General features: G+C 66.2%; 14 protein-coding genes and 2 tRNA genes. 1 reads left to right on the top strand and 15 read right to left on the bottom strand.

Features of this window, described 5'->3' with window-relative positions; translation table 11 throughout:
- Positions 1-38: 38 nt before the first annotated feature.
- From MJ205_RS15860 to MJ205_RS15825, 8 genes are all read right to left on the bottom strand, one after another.
- Positions 39-704, bottom strand: coding sequence for a DUF1266 domain-containing protein (locus MJ205_RS15860; RefSeq protein ID WP_239809342.1), 666 nt, complete (start codon positions 702-704; stop codon positions 39-41).
- On the bottom strand, positions 701-1,858 hold the full coding sequence (locus MJ205_RS15855) for a hypothetical protein (protein WP_239809341.1): 1,158 nt from the start codon (positions 1,856-1,858) through the stop codon (positions 701-703). The genes MJ205_RS15860 and MJ205_RS15855 overlap by 4 nt, the downstream gene beginning before the upstream one ends.
- 8 nt (positions 1,859-1,866) lie before the next feature.
- Entirely contained in the window at positions 1,867-4,167 is a 2,301-nt protein-coding gene (locus MJ205_RS15850) for a hypothetical protein (RefSeq protein ID WP_239809340.1), read from the bottom strand.
- Positions 4,168-4,333: 166 nt separating this feature from the next.
- Entirely contained in the window at positions 4,334-5,662 is a 1,329-nt protein-coding gene (gene miaB / locus MJ205_RS15845; protein ID WP_239809339.1) for a tRNA (N6-isopentenyl adenosine(37)-C2)-methylthiotransferase MiaB, read from the bottom strand.
- 175 nt (positions 5,663-5,837) lie between these two features.
- Entirely contained in the window at positions 5,838-6,275 is a 438-nt protein-coding gene (locus MJ205_RS15840; RefSeq protein WP_239809338.1) for a hypothetical protein, read from the bottom strand.
- Between the two features lie 83 nt (positions 6,276-6,358).
- The gene (locus MJ205_RS15835) at positions 6,359-7,240 is read right to left on the bottom strand and encodes a DMT family transporter (RefSeq protein WP_239809337.1); all 882 of its coding nucleotides are present in this window, start codon (positions 7,238-7,240) and stop codon (positions 6,359-6,361) included.
- 7 nt (positions 7,241-7,247) lie between these two features.
- On the bottom strand, positions 7,248-8,225 hold the full coding sequence (locus MJ205_RS15830) for a bifunctional helix-turn-helix transcriptional regulator/GNAT family N-acetyltransferase (protein WP_239809336.1): 978 nt from the start codon (positions 8,223-8,225) through the stop codon (positions 7,248-7,250).
- Between the two features lie 96 nt (positions 8,226-8,321).
- Positions 8,322-9,173 carry a DODA-type extradiol aromatic ring-opening family dioxygenase gene (locus MJ205_RS15825; RefSeq protein ID WP_239809335.1) on the bottom strand — a complete coding sequence of 284 codons (852 nt, stop codon included), beginning with the start codon at positions 9,171-9,173 and terminating at the stop codon, positions 8,322-8,324.
- An 87-nt stretch (positions 9,174-9,260) separates the two neighbouring features.
- On the opposite strand from MJ205_RS15825, the gene MJ205_RS15820 reads away from it, so the two are divergent.
- Entirely contained in the window at positions 9,261-10,166 is a 906-nt protein-coding gene (locus MJ205_RS15820; RefSeq protein WP_239809334.1) for a LysR family transcriptional regulator, read from the top strand.
- Here the strand turns inward: MJ205_RS15820 and alkB are convergent.
- The 7 genes from alkB to MJ205_RS15785 all read right to left on the bottom strand — a co-directional run bounded on the left by alkB (position 10,163) and on the right by MJ205_RS15785 (position 16,305).
- Positions 10,163-10,828 (bottom strand): DNA oxidative demethylase AlkB, encoded by a 666-nt coding sequence (gene alkB / locus MJ205_RS15815; RefSeq protein ID WP_239809333.1) that lies wholly within the window; start codon positions 10,826-10,828, stop codon positions 10,163-10,165. The two genes, MJ205_RS15820 and alkB, sit on opposite strands and share 4 nt — an antisense overlap.
- Before the next feature lie 122 nt (positions 10,829-10,950).
- Positions 10,951-11,027 (bottom strand) — tRNA-Met (locus MJ205_RS15810).
- 126 nt (positions 11,028-11,153) lie between these two features.
- Positions 11,154-11,230, bottom strand: a tRNA-Met gene (locus MJ205_RS15805).
- A gap of 139 nt (positions 11,231-11,369) precedes the next feature.
- Positions 11,370-12,149 carry an enoyl-CoA hydratase gene (locus MJ205_RS15800; RefSeq protein ID WP_230778938.1) on the bottom strand — a complete coding sequence of 260 codons (780 nt, stop codon included), beginning with the start codon at positions 12,147-12,149 and terminating at the stop codon, positions 11,370-11,372.
- Positions 12,150-12,297: 148 nt separating this feature from the next.
- Positions 12,298-14,133: a M61 family metallopeptidase gene (locus tag MJ205_RS15795; RefSeq protein ID WP_239809332.1), complete on the bottom strand. Its 1,836-nt coding sequence runs from the start codon at positions 14,131-14,133 to the stop codon at positions 12,298-12,300.
- A gap of 107 nt (positions 14,134-14,240) precedes the next feature.
- A complete protein-coding gene (locus MJ205_RS15790; protein WP_239809331.1) occupies positions 14,241-14,954 on the bottom strand; it encodes a DsbC family protein in 714 nt (237 codons plus the stop codon).
- A gap of 193 nt (positions 14,955-15,147) precedes the next feature.
- Positions 15,148-16,305, bottom strand: coding sequence for an FAD-dependent monooxygenase (locus MJ205_RS15785; protein WP_239809330.1), 1,158 nt, complete (start codon positions 16,303-16,305; stop codon positions 15,148-15,150).
- Positions 16,306-16,319: the final 14 nt, after the last annotated feature.

Raw genomic sequence — 16,319 nt, 5'->3', positions numbered from 1 at the left:
CAAGAGGCAGCGCGCCCAAAACGGCGGCAAATTCGGGGTCAGCGCCAGGCATAGGCACCCCAGGGGTGCGAGGCATCCTGCAGCCAGTGCTGCAACTCCTCCGGGTCCAGGCTGCGGCCCAGTGCGTCCGAGCGGCCTTTGGCCACCCATTGTGCGCGGCCCTGGATATAGGCGCTGCCCAGCTCCTGCCAGTTGCCAAAGCAATCGCGGGCACGCGCGGCATTGAGCTGCAGCAGCTGCCACTGCTGCTCGGCGCTGAGCCAGCCGAGCATGGCTGCGGTGCGCACAAAAAAGGCAGTCCGGACGCAGGCAAAGGCCATCGCGGCACGCGCGTCATCCCCCGCCTGCAGCCGCTCCACATCCAGGCACCACCAGCGCGTGCGCATGCGCTCGGGCAATTGCGCGCGCACCTGCGCATCGTCCAGATCGGTGCGCAGGCCGAAGGCATGCAGGGCCATGGGCCGCAACGATGCTGCCAGGCCGGCGGTGGGCGAGGGCATCGCGCTGTCGGCAAAGCCATCCTTGAGCGCATGGAAGGCCATCGGGTGCGCCAGCGCCAACGCCCAGTTCTGTTCGGGCGTGAGCAGGTAATGCCCCAGCGGTCCTGACCGCGCCGGCGCCTGGCCGCCCCATTGCCGGCGAAAGGCGCGCACGCATTGCCATACCAGCCACAGGCCGATGGCAGCCACCAGGAGCTGGATCATCGCTGCGCCTCCGGCCGGGGGTGGGCCTGCATCCTGGGAGGCGCTTTGCCGGCCTGTTCCAACGTGTAGGCCAGCGCAGGCGGCAGGTGCTGGCCGGCCAGCAGGCTGCAGTCATGCGCTGCAGCCAGCCATTGCACCAGCGGGGAGGTGTGCTGCAGATGGGGCAGCAGCCTGGGCTGGCGCTGCCACAGCTGCAGTTGTTCGGCCTCGCTGTGCAGGTTCTCGACGGCGTGCCAGCCCGGCTGCGCGCCGCTGGTACGCAGCAGGCGCATGCCCAGCGCATCGTCGGGCGTGTCGTCGCTGGTGTTCAGCTGGTTCAGAAAGGCGATGACATCGGCGCGGTAGCGGTCCACCGGCGGGCGGTTCTGTTTGCCCTTGATCTGGTCGATGCGCAGGCGGCCATCGGCCTGCAGCCAGGCATTGATGGTGATGCGCGGCTGGGCCTGGCCGGTGCGGTAGCTGAAGATGCGCATGCGGCCTTGCTCGCAGCCTTCGGCATAGTGCTCGCCGTAGCCGCCCGTCAGCTGGTGGCGGTTGGCAAACTGGCCCAGGCAGTGGCGCATCATCTGGCTCTCGTAGGCCATCTCTTCGCGCAGCACGCCGCTGCTGGGCAGCAGTTCGACAAAGGCTCCCTGGCTGCCTTGCCACACCATCTGTACCGCATGGGGCTGGTGCTGGCGCCAGCCGGCCAGTTGCTGTGCCTCGAAAGCCTGGTGCTCCTGCGTCCAGCGTTCCAGCGCCTGCGGGCAGTTGATGCGGGCGAGCTTGCCTTCCAGCGAGGTGCCCTTGCGTGACTGCAAAAACTCCAGCAGCTGGCGCTCCAGCGCCAGCACGCTGTCGTGGTCGGGGTCGATCCACCACAGCGCGGCTGCCGCTGGCGCTGTCTCGGGACCGGTCTTGCGGGCCAGCAGCGCCAGTGCCCAGGCCGGCGCGCCGGCGGCATAGCGCTGTTGCAACGCTGCGGTGGTGGTGAGGGCCTGTACCGCATCGGCCGGTGCGTTGAGGTTACCGACCAGATAGCGGTAGAAATGGTTCTGCAGCCAGGCGGCAATGTCGGGCGCATCGCTGCGCGCGCGGCTGCGCGCGATGATGCGGGCCTTGAGCTCGGGCGCGTTGACCACATTGCGCGCCAGGTACACCGTGCTTGTACGCATGGAGGGGCTTACCAGAACTTCCACCAGGGCTTGCCGCCACCTGCAGCCGGTGCAGCGGTGATCAGCTGGGCGTTGAGCTGGTCGATCGTGGTCTGCAGCTTCTCGCGCTCGGCCGGGTCGTCGGCCCGCGCGCAGGCCAGCGCCTGCTGGTAGATCTGCATCGCTTGCTGGTCCGTGCCCGAGGTCTGCATCGCATCGCCTGCGCGGCGCAGCAGGTAGGCATTCTGGCGCTGCGCCAGCTCGGGCAGCAGCGCCTGCAGGCGTGGCAGCACCTCGGCGCCATGCGTGGCCGAGTAGTAGTCCAGCTGGTTCAGGAGACTGCGCAGATAGTCATAGCGCTCGCTGCGCTGCTCGTCCTCGTCGAGCTGGCTCCACCATTCGTCCAGGCGCTCCAGCCAGATGCTGTTTTCCACATTGCGGTCTTGCTTGTAGAGCGCATAGGCCACCTTGGGGAAATAGTCGCAGGGGCTGTGGCGGCTGTAGCCGTTGTCCTGGCTGTAGTGCCACAGCTGCTCGGCCGCCGGGATGAGCTGCGCGTAGTTGTCGCTGTCGATGTGGGTGGAGACGATGCCGTTGTAGTGCTCGGCAAACGGGCTGGTGGCAATGCCTTTGGCATGCAGCGCGAGCGCGCCGTCGTAGTTCTCGTCGTTGTAGCGGTACTTGATGGCCAGGTTGTTGCACAGCATCGAGTAGTCATGCAGGTTGCCGTCCTTGTAGCTGCCCTGTCCGGTGGCAAACCAGTGCTCGAAGCGGGCCTGTCCGGTCTCGTAGTAGTGCTTGATCCAGCGCAGCAGCTCGTCGTAAGGCCAGTCGGCGGGCAGCTCCTCGCCCTCGCCGCCAATGGCTTGCACCAGCGCCTCGTCGTCATCGAGTTGCACGCCCATCGCATAGCACCAGCTGCCGCCATCGCAGCGGATATAGGGCGACTGCAGCGCGCTGGCCAGGCCCGCCACGCGGGCGCGGCAGACAAACAGGCGGTAGGCGAGCTCGCCATTGGCGTACTGGGGGCGCTCGGCCAGCGTCTCCAGCAGCGGCAAGGCCTGCGCATAGTCCTGCTGTTCAAACAGATGGTTGCCCTGCAGCAGGCGCCACATCGGGTGGTTCAGCGACTGCTGCTGTACCAGCGCGCTGTAGTGGGCAAAGGCCTGCTCGGCGTCCATGTCGGCAGGCAGGAATTCGGCCAGGTCCTCGTCCTGGGCGGCGGCCATCAGGGTCAGCGCCCAGTACGGCGCACCGCCCGGCTCACCCAGGTGGGCCAGTGCCTGGCGGCAGGCAGCTTCGCGCGATCCAGGGCGGCTGTGCAGGGTGCTTTCGAAACACACATGGGCGGCCTCGGGCAGGCGGGCGGCCTGCACCAGCCAATCGATCAGCCGGGCGCTGGTGCTGTCATCGCTGTCACGCACCAGCGCAAAGCGGCCTTCCTGGCCCTTGCTGATCGCGGCATCCAGCGCGCCTTGCTGGTGCAGGCTGGCGGCGGCCAGGCGTGCGAGCTGGGCCCGGGTATCGCGCCAGGCGGCGGGCGATGCGTTGCTGGGCAGGCTGGCCAGGGTCAGTTCGCTGTGCTGGACCAGCGCGTCGGGCGCCAGCGCAATGATGTCCTCGCCCAGCAGCAGCCAGTCATCGGTGTCGATGTCCTGGCCCGCTTCTGCGCGCTGGAGTTTTTGCAGCGCATAGTGGCCCAGGTCGCGGGCCGCCGCGCTGTTTCCCTTGGCCGCTTCGATGCGGCCCAGGCGCGTGGCCAGCATGGCATCGTCCCAGGCGCGCAGCTGGGCGCGGTCGGCCTGCTGGCTTTTGTACTGGTGTTGTTTGCGGTAGATCTGCTCTTGCAGGTCCAGTGCCTGGGCCTGGTGGGCGTGGCGCGCCAGGTGGCGCCAGGCGCGGTCGGGATCGCCCAGCGCGCCGGCCTGGTCCACGGCCGCCATCGCCTGCGCGATCACGTCGCGGTACTGCTCGCGCGGCAGGCCGGGCACATCCTCGGCGGCATCGGCTTGCAGCATCGCCATCGTGACCGCTGCGTCGCGCTGGGCGTCGGCGGTCAGCTCCTGCAGCAGGCGGGCCTGGTGCTGCTGCACGGCGGCCAGGGCCTGGGCCGGCTGGCCCGCCATGCTCCACAGCCGGTAGACGCGGCGCAGCTGGTCCAGGTCCTCGGGCTCGAGCGCGCGCGATGCGAGCTGCTGGGCCGCTGCCGCCTGGCGGGCAGGCCATTCCTGCGTCTCGTCCTCGGTGTTGAACAAGGTATCCACATGGTCCAGAAAGGCATCAAGCGCTTCGCTGCGCAGTGCGGTGGACGGGTCGGACACGGGTGCCATGGTGATGATGCCTTTCTGGTTTTGGCGCATCCCTCATGCGCCCCTGCATGCTAACGGGCTCCAGCACCGGTGTGGCCTTTGCGGGCCACCAACGCTGGAAAGTGGGCTATTTTCACCGTGTTTCGTGTGGCTGACCAGCGCGGTGCCGGCAGGCCAGCGATGCGCCTCAATCGGTGATCAGCACTTCGCCGCGCAGCGTATAGGTCATCGTCTCGGTAATGCGCACATCGACCATCTGGCCGATCAGGCGCTCCTGGCCGGGGAAGTTGACCACGCGGTTGCACTCGGTGCGGCCCATCAGCTCGCCGTTGTCGCGCTTGGATTTGCCTTCCACCAGCAGGCGCTGCACGGTGCCCAGGCGCTCATCGCTGATGGTCTTGATATTGTGGTTGATGACGGCCTGGAGCTCCTGCAGGCGGCGCAGCTTGACCTCATAAGGCGTGTCATCGGGAAGGTTGGCGGCAGGGGTGCCAGGGCGGGGGCTGAAGATGAAGCTGAACGAGTTGTCAAAGCGCACATCGTCGATGAGCTTCATCATTTTCTGGAAATCTTCCTCCGTCTCGCCGGGGAAGCCGACGATGAAGTCGCTGCTCATCGCCAGATCGGGGCGGATGGCGCGCAGCTTGCGCACCGTGCTCTTGTACTCCATGGCGGTGTAGCCGCGCTTCATCGCCATCAGGATCTTGTCGCTGCCGTGCTGCACCGGCAGGTGCAGGTGCGAGACGAGCTGGGGGATCTTGGCATAGGCCTCGATCAGGCGCGGCGTGAACTCATTGGGGTGGCTGGTGGTGTAGCGGATGCGCTCGATGCCGGGGATCTCGGCCACGTATTCCAGCAGCAGCGCGAAGTCGGCAATCTCGGCGGTATCACCCATCTTGCCCAGGTAGGCATTCACGTTCTGGCCCAGCAAGGTGATTTCCTTGACGCCTTGCGCAGCCAGGCCCGCGACCTCGACCAGCACGTCCTCGAACGGGCGGCTCACCTCTTCACCGCGGGTGTAGGGCACCACGCAGTAGCTGCAGTACTTGGAGCAGCCTTCCATGATGGACACAAAGGCCGACGCGCCTTCAACACGGGCGGGCGGCAGGTGGTCGAACTTCTCGATCTCGGGGAAGGAGATGTCGACCTGCGGCTTGGCCTTGGCCGCGCGGGCATTGAGCAGCTCGGGCAGGCGGTGCAGGGTCTGGGGGCCAAACACCACATCGACATAGGGCGCGCGCTTGATGATCTCGGCGCCTTCCTGGCTGGCCACGCAGCCGCCCACGCCAATCAGCACGCCTTTTTCCTTCAGGTGCTTGATGCGGCCCAGGTCCGAGAACACCTTCTCCTGCGCCTTCTCGCGCACCGAGCAGGTATTGAACAGGATCAGGTCGGCCTCGTCCATGTCCTGCGTGGGCTCATAGCCCTGGGCGGCGCCCAGCACATCCGCCATCTTGTCCGAGTCGTACTCGTTCATCTGGCAGCCGAAGGTTTTGATAAATACTTTTTTGGACATGGTGCAAATCTCGTGGGGACCCCCGGGGCTGCGGTTGCAGGCCTGAAGGAATACCGTCATACGGCAGAAAACCAGGCGCCAGATGGGCGCCCTGCTGCTCAGGGGGGTGGGTGCGCGGACCGCCCCGCCAGGCTTTGACCGCAGCGGTCAGCCCATGCGGCGGCGCCAGGGCGCTTTATTTAAAGAGTCCGCTCCAGAAGCCGTTGTCGGCGCGGTCGCGTTTGAGGGCGGCTTCTTCGCTGTTCAAGATCCAGGCGGCATGCACGCGGCCGCTGGTTTTCTCGATCACATAGTTGACCGTCAGCTTCTGGCCCAGCACCGTGTTGGGGCGCACCGTCGTGTTTTGCGGGGTGTAGAGCTTGAAGGCCGGTGCCAGCAGCAACGCCTGGTTGTCGATCGTGGCCTCGGTCGGGCTGGTGACCACCAGGTAGCCGCGCAGCGCCTGGGGCGGGAAGGCGCGCACCGGGCCCTGGAACGGGGCAAAGGTGGCGGTCTGCGCCAGGCTGGGCTGGGCACTGATGCCGGCCAGTGCCAGCGCGAGTGCAGCGAGGCTGGCGCGCGTGGAGCGCCGCAGGCGGTGGTGGGTGGTGGGGAGTGTTGTGCAGCGGTTCATGGTGTATATCCAGGGGCTGGAGGCCGCATTCTACAAACAGCGGCGGTGCCACAGTCCGCCACTGGGGCAAGCGGGGGCGTGGGCTAGGCTGCCGGCGCCCGGGTGCTGACGACGAGGCCGGCCAGCACCAGCGCGATGGCTGCCAGCAGCGCCGGTGACGGCAGGCGCTGGTGCAAGACCAGCTCCAGCAGCGCGGCAGTCACGGGCCCCAGGGCTTGGAAGGCAATCACCAGCGATGCCTCCAGGCGGCCCAGCGCCCACAGCAGGCAAAAATAGCCCAGCCCGCTCGACAGGCCGATGAACAGCATATGGCCCCATTGCAGCCCCGAAAACACCGGCCACAGCGGCTGTCCCTGCCAGCTGCAGTACAGCGCCAGAAACAGCACTGCAGCGGCCATCGCCAGGCTGCTGGTGGGCAGCGCCGGGTAGCGCCGCATATAGGGGCCGTAGAGGATGCTGGTGGCCGCGCCGACCAGGGTGGCCGCCAGCAACGCGGCCATGCCGGAGCCGGCCCGCAGGTCCAGGCCGCCCGCTGCGCCCGCGCCCCCCGTCAGCAGCACCACGACGCCGCCTACCGCCAGTGCCAGGCCTGCCAGCCTGCGGGTGCTGAAGGCCTCGCGCCTTGACAGCGCTGCCAGGCACCAGGTGAACAAGGGCATGGTCGCAAACACCAGTGCGCAAGTGGAGGCGGGCAGCCGCGCCAGCGCATGGTTGAGCAGCAGGATCAGCACAGCAAACTGCGCCACGCCCAGCAACGCAATGGCCAGCGCATCGCCGGCGCGGTAGCGCGGCCAGGTGACGAACAGCGCCGGGCCGGCGAGAATGGCCAGCCCGATCGCATAGCGCAAGAATGCCAGGCTGGCTGGCGATGCGGCGGGCGATAGCACGCTGGTGGAGACCATGGCCGCGCCCACCAGCATGCCCGTGGTGGCGGCCGCCCACAGCGCGGGATGGCGGGCCTGCATCGCCCGCCTAGGCGCCGTGCAGGCGACGGCTGAACTGCTGCTCCACCACGGTCGAGCCCCATTGCTGGCCGGCTTCTTCATGCACCAGCACAAAACCCAGCGATTCGTAGAGCCTGCGCGCCGCGTCCAGCCCCTGGAAGGTCCACAGTTCGGTGCTGGCAAAGCCGCGCTGATCGCAAAAGGCGAGCGCCTGCGTCAGCAGCTGGCGGCCTACGCCGCCGCCGCGGCAGCCGTCATCGAGAATGAACCAGCGCAGATGCGCCTGGTTGTTGCCCAGGTCCTGGCCGTCAATGGCGACCGAGCCGACGATGCGTTCGTTCTGCACGGCGGTCCAGATCTGGTTGCAGGGCTCGCCCAGGCGGCCGCTGAATTCGGCAAGGCCCGAGGCCACCTTGCTTTCGAAGAAAGCGCCAAAGCCCCAGTGCCGGGCATAGAAAACCGCATGCATCTCCGCAATGCGGCCGATCGCACCAGCGCGGTAGCCGCTGTGGACCTGGATGCTGTGGGTGGCTGCGCTGGCGGAGCTGGCCTGGCCTGCCGCACTGCCCAGCCGGTGCGCCTGCAACGCCTGGGCATAGGCGGTCAAGCCCTGCGCCACCGCCTGCTGCAGCGAGGGGTTGAGCTGCGCCAGCGCGCTGCGCACCTGCATTTGCCCGTAGGCGTGTATGCCCGCTACCGTGCGTTGGCCTTGCGCTGACAGCTGCAATTGCTTGGCGCGTGCATCGTCAGTGCAGGGCTGCTCCTGCAGCTCGCCGTTGGCGATGAGCTTGGCCACCATGCGGCTGACGCTGGATTTGTCCAGCCCCAGAAACTCCGCCAATTGGGCGGCGGTGACAGTGCCATGCGCATCGATTTCCAGCAACGCATGGACCGCAGACGCCGAGTAGGGCGTGGCCGCCAAGGTGTTGGCCATAAAACCCAGCTCCCGCACCATCGTGCGGGAGGCGCTGCGGATGTCGTTGACCAGGGGGGTGTCGGCTGTCATGCGGCTCTCCAGTAGTTGGTTGCAATATACATCCATATGGTTGTATGGTACAACTTTTTTGGAGGGTGTGTCTACCGCACCCCGCATCTAAAGCGCTTAGGCTGCATCCAGCCGGTAGCTGGACACGGCCAGCCCACCCATGAAGGCATCCTCATGGTAGATGCGCACGGCGCGGTCGGCCTCGGCGGCACCGACGGCGACCATCAGCGGCAGCAAATGCTCCTCGCGCGGGTGGGCAATGCGGGCCGCCGGGGCGTCCTCCCAATCCAGCAGGCGCTGGCTGCGGCTGGCGCTGTCCACCTGCAGCATGGTCTCGGCCAGCCAGTCGTCAAAGGCCTTGGAGGGCACCCTGGCCTGCGGTCCAAAGGCGCGCAGGTTGTGGTACGACAGGCCGCTGCCGATGATCAGCACCTCCTCATCGCGCAAGGCAGCCAGCGCGCGGCCCAGAGCCAGGTGTTCAGCGGGGTCCAGGCCCCGGCGCAGCGACAACTGCACCACCGGCACCTGGGCCTCGGGGTAGATCGCGGCCATCGGCGAGAACATGCCGTGGTCATAGCCGCGCTCGGCGTCCTGCTCCACGGCGATGCCGGCCTGGGCCAGCAGCCCCGCCACCCGCTCGGCCAATGCTGGCGATCCTGGTGAACGGTAATGGATCTGGTAGGTGTGGGCCGGAAAGCCGCCGTAGTCATAGATCATGCCTGGCTGGGGCGTGGACTGCACGGTGAAGCTATCGGCCTCCCAGTGGGCGGACACCATCAGGATGGCGCGCGGTGTGCGGCCGATCTGGCGCGGAATATCGGCCAAGGAGGCCGCCAGCTGCGCATAGTAGTCATGCATCTCGGGCATCCAGGGCCAGGGGCCGCCGCCGTGCGAGATAAAGTACACGGGCAGGCGGCTGCCGCCCATGCTGGCGGGAATGGTGTTGGTGGTTGTGGTCGTGGTAGTCATGGCAAAACTCCTTGACTCCACTTTAGTAGCTGCCCAAAAGGAAACCAAGTAGCTAAAATGCAGCGATTGATTTCCTGTTGAGAAACTATGGACCAGCTCATCAGCATGCAGGTGTTCCAGGCGGTCGTGGACAACGGCAGCTTTGCCCAGGCCGGCGAGCGGCTGGGCATTTCGGCGCCGATGGTGAGCAAGCATGTGGCGCAGCTGGAGCAGCGCCTCGGTGCGCGCCTGCTCAACCGCAGCAGCCGCCATGTCAGCCTGACCGAAGCGGGCCAGCGCTGGTATGCGCAAAGCCGCCTGGCTTTGGAGATGCTCGATGCCGCCGCCCAGGAGATCGGCCAGCACAACCAGGCCCCCAGCGGCCAGCTCAAGATCAGCGCGCCGGTCTGGTGCGCCACGCCGCAGATGGCGCGCATCCTGGCGCGCTACCGCGCCCGTTATCCGCAGGTGCTGGTCGACATCCACCTGGACAACCACAAGATTGACCTGGCCACTGCCGGCTACGACATGGCCTTGCGGGCCTCGTCGGACCCCGCGCCGCATCTGATTGCCCGCCCGCTGTGCCAGGTGCCTTTCTACCTGGTGGCCAGCCCCGCTTACCTGGCGCAGGCGGGTTTGCCCCAGCAGCCTGCCGACCTGGCCCAGCATGCTGCGGTGCTGCCCAGTTATGTGTCGCTCAGCCCCCTGCAGTTGACCCAGCCCGGTGGCCGCAGCGCGCCGCTGCATGTGCAACCGGCCCTGCTGTCCGATGATTCCAACCTCAGCCTGCATGCGGTGCGCGCCGGCATGGGCCTGGGTTTCCTGCCCTCGTGGCTGGTGGAGGACGATCTGCGCAGCGGCCAGCTCCAGCGGGTGCTGCCGCAGTGGGATGCGCTGACCGTGACCCTGTATGCGATCTACACCAGCCGGCGCTACCTGGCGCCCAAGGTACGCAGCTTTATCGATTGCCTGTCGCAGGCGTTGGGTGGTGCGGGCAGCGGCGCAGCCGACTAGCTGGCGCGGCGGAAAGTGAGGTTGATTCTTTGCCCGTCCAGCAGCGGATGGGCCACGGGGCTGGCCCCCTCCTTGACCGGCATCACCCCGTGGTAGCGCATGCGGTCCACGCCGCCCCAGACCACCACATCGCCATGCTGCAGCGGCAGCTTTTGCGTGGCGTCGGCGCGCTGGTCGCCGCCCCACAGAAAGATGGCGGGCAAGCCCAGTGACACCGACACGATGGGGTGGCGGGCATCACCTTCGTCCTGGTGCAGGGTCAGGCGGGTGCCGACGGTGTAACGGTTGATCAGGCAGGCATTGGGCGCAAAAGGGGGCAGGTCGGCAGCTTCTGCCGCCTGCGCAGCCAGTGCTGCAAAAGCCGGTGGCATCGGCGGCCAGGGTTGGCCGCTCAACGGATCGGTGGCAGTGTAGCGGTAGCCGCGCTGGTCGCTGTACCAGCCGAAATCGCCGCAGTTGGTCATCGCCACCTGCATCTGGCGGCCGCCCGGCGTGCGCAAATGCCGAAACGGGGCCCGCTGCACGAGTTCCTGCACCTGGCGGAGCAAGTCACTCTCCCAGCGCAGTGCAAAGCCGCGCAGCACGCAGGCCTGGTGGCCAATGGCAATGCGCTCCCAAGGCATCTGGCCTTCGTCGGCAGGGGGACTGAACAGGTCTTGCATGCCGCCTATTGTGCCCCGCTGACCTGTGCTGCAGAGTCGGACGGGACGCTGGCCTGGGGCTGGGCGCATCTGTGCACCCCCAAAAAAACCGCAGCGCCTGTGGCAGGCGCTGCGGTGGGATGTGGTGGTCGTAGTGGGACTTGAACCTACGACATCAGCATTATGAATGCTGCGCTCTAACCAACTGAGCTATACGACCGACGGGCTCCATTGTAGAGGCGGATGGGCGGCCTGCCGGGCACCTGCTGCGAGTTTTTCAGCCACCAAAACAGATGCGGCAAAGAGAAAAGCCGCAGCGATTGTGCAATCACTGCGGCTTGTAACCTGGTGGTCGTAGTGGGACTTGAACCTACGACATCAGCATTATGAATGCTGCGCTCTAACCAACTGAGCTATACGACCGGCAGAACGAAATTATATACCGAAAATTTGGCCTGGCGATCAATGTCGCCAGGTTTTGTCAAAATGGGGTGATGGGGCGGGGCCGTTGCCGGGCATGCCCAGGCCCGTTGGTCTGGCCTCCACGGCACCGTCACGTCGATCAGCTGTTGCTGAACTGGGCCTGGCGCTTGTTGACGAAGGCGTCCATGCCTTCCTTCTGGTCGTTGGTGGCGAACAGCGCATGGAACAGGCGGCGCTCGAACATCACGCCGTCGTTGAGGCTGCCTTCAAACGCACGGTTCACCGATTCCTTGGCGGCCATCACGGCCAGTTGCGAGAAGCCGCTGATGATGATGGCCGCGCCCAGCGCTTCTTCCATCAGCTTGTCGACGGGCACCACGCGGCTGACCAGGCTGGCTCGTTCGGCCTCGTCGGCGTTCATCATGCGGCCGGTGAGGGCCAGGTCCATGGCCTTGGCCTTGCCCACGGCGCGCGGCAGGCGCTGCGTGCCGCCGGCGCCGGGGATGACGCCCAGCTTGATCTCGGGCTGGCCAAAGCGGGCGTTGTCGGCGGCGATGATGAAGTCGCACATCATCGCCAGCTCGCAGCCACCACCCAGTGCATAGCCACTGACGGCGGCAATCACCGGCTTGCGGATGCTGCGGATCGCCTCCCAGTTGCGGGTGATGTAGTCGCCGCCATAGGCGTCGGCAAAGCTGTACTTGGCCATCGCGCCAATGTCGGCACCGGCGGCAAAGGCTTTTTCGCTGCCGGTGATGATCATGCAGCCAATGTTCTTGTCGGCATCAAAGGCCTTGAGCGCCTCACCCAGCTCGTTCATCAGCTGGTCGTTCAGCGCGTTCAGCGCCTTGGGGCGGTTCAGCGTGATGATGCCCACCTTTTCGGCTTCGACGCGCACTTCGATCATTTCATAGGCCACGGTCTGTCTCCTTGGGTTTGTGGGGCAGCAGCGGCCTGCTGGCGCCCGCATGGTCGACAGGCATCCTACACCAAGCAGGCTGTTGCGGCGCAGCAGCCTGCACAAGATGGCGCTTTTTGGGTGCTGGTGGGCGTGCCGCCACCCGTGATCAGCGCCCGTCCAGCCAAAGGTTGACCAGATTCACATCGGTGACAGCCAAGGTGACGGTATCGCTCTGGCTGGCAGTTTTTGGAGCCTTCTTGCGGCCTTTGCCCGGGGCGCTGGCGGCGCGGGCCGGCAAGGCCAGTGGCAGGCGCAGCAGGCGCTTGTCGCGCGCCACCAGCGCCAGCACCTGCTGGGCGTCACCGGCATACAGCGGCAGGTCGTCGAGCTTGTGCAGGCGCCAGCCGATGCTGTCGGTGCTGGCCTGCAGTGGCTCGATGCCGATCCATTCGTCGCCCGCCATCATGCCGGCGGCCTCGGCCGCGCCGCCGCGCAGCACCACCTTGATGCTGATACCCGCTGCGCCCTCGGCCACCCGCAGGCCCAGTTGCTGGGCGATCTGGGGCTTGTCGGGCTGGCAGTCCACGCCATGGGCCTGCAGCAGGGCGGCTACCGGCAGGTCCAGCTTGCCGTGCACCCAGGCGCTGATGTCGGCGGCCCAGCTGCGGCCGGTCAGCTCGTGCAGCACATCGAGCAGGTCCTGCTCGCGCATGGGGCCGGCCTTGCAGCGCCGGTACAGCGCCCGCATCACCGCATCCAGCCCGCTGTGGCCTGCACGGCGCAGGCTCAGGTCCAGGCACAGCGCCACCAGCGATCCCTTGGTGTAGTAGCTGACGGTCGCGTTGGGCGTGTTCTCGTCCTGGCGGTAGTACTTTACCCAGGCGTCAAAGCTCGACTCGGCCACGCTTTGCACATGCCGGCCCGGCGTCTGCAGGACCTGGTTGAAGGTCTTGTTGAGCAGCTTGAGGTACTGCGCGTTGTCCAGCAGGCCCGCGCGGCGCAGGACCAGGTCGTCGTAGTAGCTGGTGAAGCCTTCGAAGAACCACAGCAGCTCGGTGTAGTTCTCGCGTTCGTAGTCATAGCTGGCCAGCTCCATCGGGCGCAGGCGCTTGACGTTCCAGGTGTGGAAATACTCATGGCTGATCAGGCCCAGCAAGGTGATGTAGCCACTGCTGGGCTGGGCCTCGCCCTTGCGGGGAAGGTCGCGCCGGCTGCAGATCAGGGCGGTGGAGTTCTTGTGTTCCAGGCCGCCATAGTTGTCGTCCATGGCGTTGAGCATGAACACATAGCGCTCGAAGGGCGGCTTGCCCCGGGGATGCCAGAGGCGGATTTCGGTCTCGCAGATCTTTTGCGTGTCGGCCACCAGGCGCGCGCCATCAAAGCTGGGCGGTGCACCGGCGACGACAAAGCGGTGTGCCACGCCGTGGGCACTGAACTCGGCGCTCCAGAACGCGCCCATCTCGACCGGGCAGTCCACCAGCTCGTCGTAGCTGCTGGCGTGGTAGCGGCCAAAGCCCTGGGGGTTGGTCTGCGCGGCCATCAGGCCGGTGGCCACCTGCCAATGGGGCTGCTGGGCCGGCGGCTCGATGTGCAGCACCTGCAGCAGCGGCTCGCTGCCATGCACACGCAAAAACACGCTGGTGCCATTGAAAAAGCCGCGCTGGCTGTCGAGCCAGACGGTGCGCACCGAGCTGTCGTAGGCGCAGATCTGGTAGCTCAGGGTCAGCGGCTCGGCCGCGCTGCTGTCCACCACCCAGGTGTTCTTGTTCTGCTGCTGGACGTCGACCAGCTGTCCGCCCTGGCTGGCACTCAGGCCCTGCAGCGATTTGGAGAACTCACGCACCAGGTAGCTGCCGGGGATCCAGACCGGCAGCGACACGGTCTGCATCGCCTTGGGCCGGGGGATATTGAGCACCACCTGGTAGAGGTGGGCATGCAGATCGATGGGCGTGATGGTGTACTGGATGGCGTGCGGTGCCAGGGCGGGTGCGCTTTGGGTCATAGCCTGCAAGCGTAGCCCCAATTGCATGGGCGCGTGCCGACCCAGGAATTCACCGGCGCAAAAAAAGGCCCCGAAGGGCCTGAGGAAAGAGGGGCAACGCGCCTGGTTTACTTGACTGCCTTGAGGCGCTTTTCCAGGTCGTCCGAGCCAATGGCGCCCGGCACGCGCGAGCCGTCTGCAAAGAAGATCGTGGGCGTGCCGGTGATCTTGTACTTGCGGCCAAATTCCATATTGCGCTGCAAGGCGGTCACGTCGCAGCTCGATGGAGCGGCGGGCGCATCCGTGCCCTTGAGCATGTGGCTGGCCCATTCCTTGGCCGGGTCCTTGGCGCACCAGATGTTGCGCGACTTCTCGACCGAATCGGGGCTCAGGATCGGGTAGAGGAAGGTGTAGACGGTCACGTCCTTGACGTTTTGCAGGTCTTTCTCGAAGCGCTTGCAGTAGCCGCAGTTGGGGTCTTCGAACACGGCGATCTTGCGCGAACCATTGCCCTTGACGGTCTTGATCGCGTCCTTCAGATTGAGGCTGTTGAAATCCACGGCCGTCAGCTTGTTGATGCGGTCTTCGGTCAGGTTGCGGTGCGCCTGGGTGTCGATCAGCTCGCCCTGGATCAGGTAGTTGCCCTTGGCATCGCTGTAGAACAGGTCGGTGCCGACGCGCACCTCATACAGGCCCTGCATCGGGGTGGCACTGATTTCGTCAATCTTTTGCAGCTGGGGGATACGCTCTGCCAGCGCCTTGCGGATCGCGTCTTCTTGCGCACTGGCAGAGAAACTGGCCGCGATGGCAGCACTGGCCAGTACGGTAGAGAGAATTCGCATGGGGAAACCTTCTTTGATCTTGATAGTAAAAAGCCAGCGCGCGGGAGAGGCCCCAACGCAGGGAAAGCCGCTTGGCGGTGCACCGATGTCCGTCTGGGCGGGAAGTGTGCCTGAACGCTAAACCCCCGCAACTATTAACATTTTGGTACCGCAAGCGGCTTTTGGCCGAACGACGGTTTGTACCAGATGGGCGCTAAAAGTTCACTCCCATGGCCTGGCGGGTCACCCACGATTTCAGCGGACCGCTGCTTTCAAAGCCGCGCATGCCCCAGTTTCTCAGGCTCTGCAAAGGCGTCTCGGGCCTGGTAAACAATTGTTGAATGCTGTCCATCGCCAAGCCGATGGGGGCCAGGCGCGCCTTGCGCTCACGCTCATAGCGGCGCAGCAGGCGCAGGTCCGACAGGCGGCGCCAGCGCGCATCTTCGCTGGTCAGCAAACGCGCCAGTGCGGCGATATCGGCCATGCCCAGGTTCAGTCCCTGGCCGGCCAGCGGGTGCACGGCGTGGGCGCTGTCGCCGGCCAGCACCCAGCTTTGGGCCCGGGCAGTATCTTGCAAGGCGCTGCCCGGCATCGGGCCGCACCACTGGCGCGCCACCGACTGCTGCAGCGGCCAGGCGGCACGCTCGGCGCACACGGTCAGCTGGCCCAGCATGCCCTGGCTGGCCGACTCCAGCGCCATCGCCAGGCCTGCATCGTCCAGCGCCTTGACCCCTTCAACCTGGCTGACCGGCAGCGACCACACGACGGCCACCTCATGGCCGCCGGGGCCGCCCAGCGGCAGAAAGGCCAGAATATCGCCAGCGGCAGAAAACCACTGGCGCGCGGCCTGGCCGTGCGGGCGCTCGCAGCGCAGACGCGTAGCGACGGCGGTCTGGTGGTAGGGGATGGTGGTGAATTCCACGCCGAATTCCTCGCGCGTGCGGCTATGCTTGCCTTCGCAGACCACCGTCAGGCGGGCATCGACCGGGCTGGTCACCGTCTCCACCATCGGCTGGTAGCGCACGGCGGCGGCCAGCTGGGCCTCCAGTGCGGGCACATCGACGATCCAGTTCAGTGCCTCGGTGCGCTGCTGCGCCGCATCAAAATGCACCTCGCCGCCCTGGTCGCCATAGACGTCCATGCGGGTCACCGGCGTGGCGTACTGGGCCTCGGGCCAGCTGCGCACCGATTGCAGCACCTCCCGCGAGAGCTGGTTGAGGGCATAGGCGCGCACATCACCATGGCCGCTGTTGCTGGGCGCCGGGGCGGTATCCACCAGCGCCACGCGCATGCGCTCCCGCGCCAGCAACAATGCCAAGCTGCGGCCCACAATGCCCGCGCCACGGATACAAACGTCGAATTCAGAAGCCATAAGCGACCTATTGT

It is taken from the genome of Comamonas sp. B21-038, from assembly GCF_022387135.1.
Lineage (GTDB): Bacteria > Pseudomonadota > Gammaproteobacteria > Burkholderiales > Burkholderiaceae_C > Comamonas > Comamonas sediminis.
The sequence above is the reverse complement of the archived record's forward strand: the minus strand, read 5'-3'. Positions and strand labels throughout refer to the sequence as shown.

What these genes read in the sequence shown, in the direction of transcription:
- MJ205_RS15860 (WP_239809342.1), bottom strand. Translation starts at nt 704, where the DNA reads ATGATCCAGCTCCTGGTGGCTGCCATCGGCCTGTGGCTGGTATGGCAA.
- MJ205_RS15855 (WP_239809341.1), bottom strand. Translation starts at nt 1,858, where the DNA reads ATGCGTACAAGCACGGTGTACCTGGCGCGCAATGTGGTCAACGCGCCC.
- MJ205_RS15850 (WP_239809340.1), bottom strand. Translation starts at nt 4,167, where the DNA reads ATGGCACCCGTGTCCGACCCGTCCACCGCACTGCGCAGCGAAGCGCTT.
- miaB (WP_239809339.1), bottom strand. Translation starts at nt 5,662, where the DNA reads ATGTCCAAAAAAGTATTTATCAAAACCTTCGGCTGCCAGATGAACGAG.
- MJ205_RS15840 (WP_239809338.1), bottom strand. Translation starts at nt 6,275, where the DNA reads ATGAACCGCTGCACAACACTCCCCACCACCCACCACCGCCTGCGGCGC.
- MJ205_RS15835 (WP_239809337.1), bottom strand. Translation starts at nt 7,240, where the DNA reads ATGCAGGCCCGCCATCCCGCGCTGTGGGCGGCCGCCACCACGGGCATG.
- MJ205_RS15830 (WP_239809336.1), bottom strand. Translation starts at nt 8,225, where the DNA reads ATGACAGCCGACACCCCCCTGGTCAACGACATCCGCAGCGCCTCCCGC.
- MJ205_RS15825 (WP_239809335.1), bottom strand. Translation starts at nt 9,173, where the DNA reads ATGACTACCACGACCACAACCACCAACACCATTCCCGCCAGCATGGGC.
- MJ205_RS15820 (WP_239809334.1), top strand. Translation starts at nt 9,261, where the DNA reads ATGGACCAGCTCATCAGCATGCAGGTGTTCCAGGCGGTCGTGGACAAC.
- alkB (WP_239809333.1), bottom strand. Translation starts at nt 10,828, where the DNA reads ATGCAAGACCTGTTCAGTCCCCCTGCCGACGAAGGCCAGATGCCTTGG.
- MJ205_RS15795 (WP_239809332.1), bottom strand. Translation starts at nt 14,133, where the DNA reads ATGACCCAAAGCGCACCCGCCCTGGCACCGCACGCCATCCAGTACACC.
- MJ205_RS15790 (WP_239809331.1), bottom strand. Translation starts at nt 14,954, where the DNA reads ATGCGAATTCTCTCTACCGTACTGGCCAGTGCTGCCATCGCGGCCAGT.
- MJ205_RS15785 (WP_239809330.1), bottom strand. Translation starts at nt 16,305, where the DNA reads ATGGCTTCTGAATTCGACGTTTGTATCCGTGGCGCGGGCATTGTGGGC.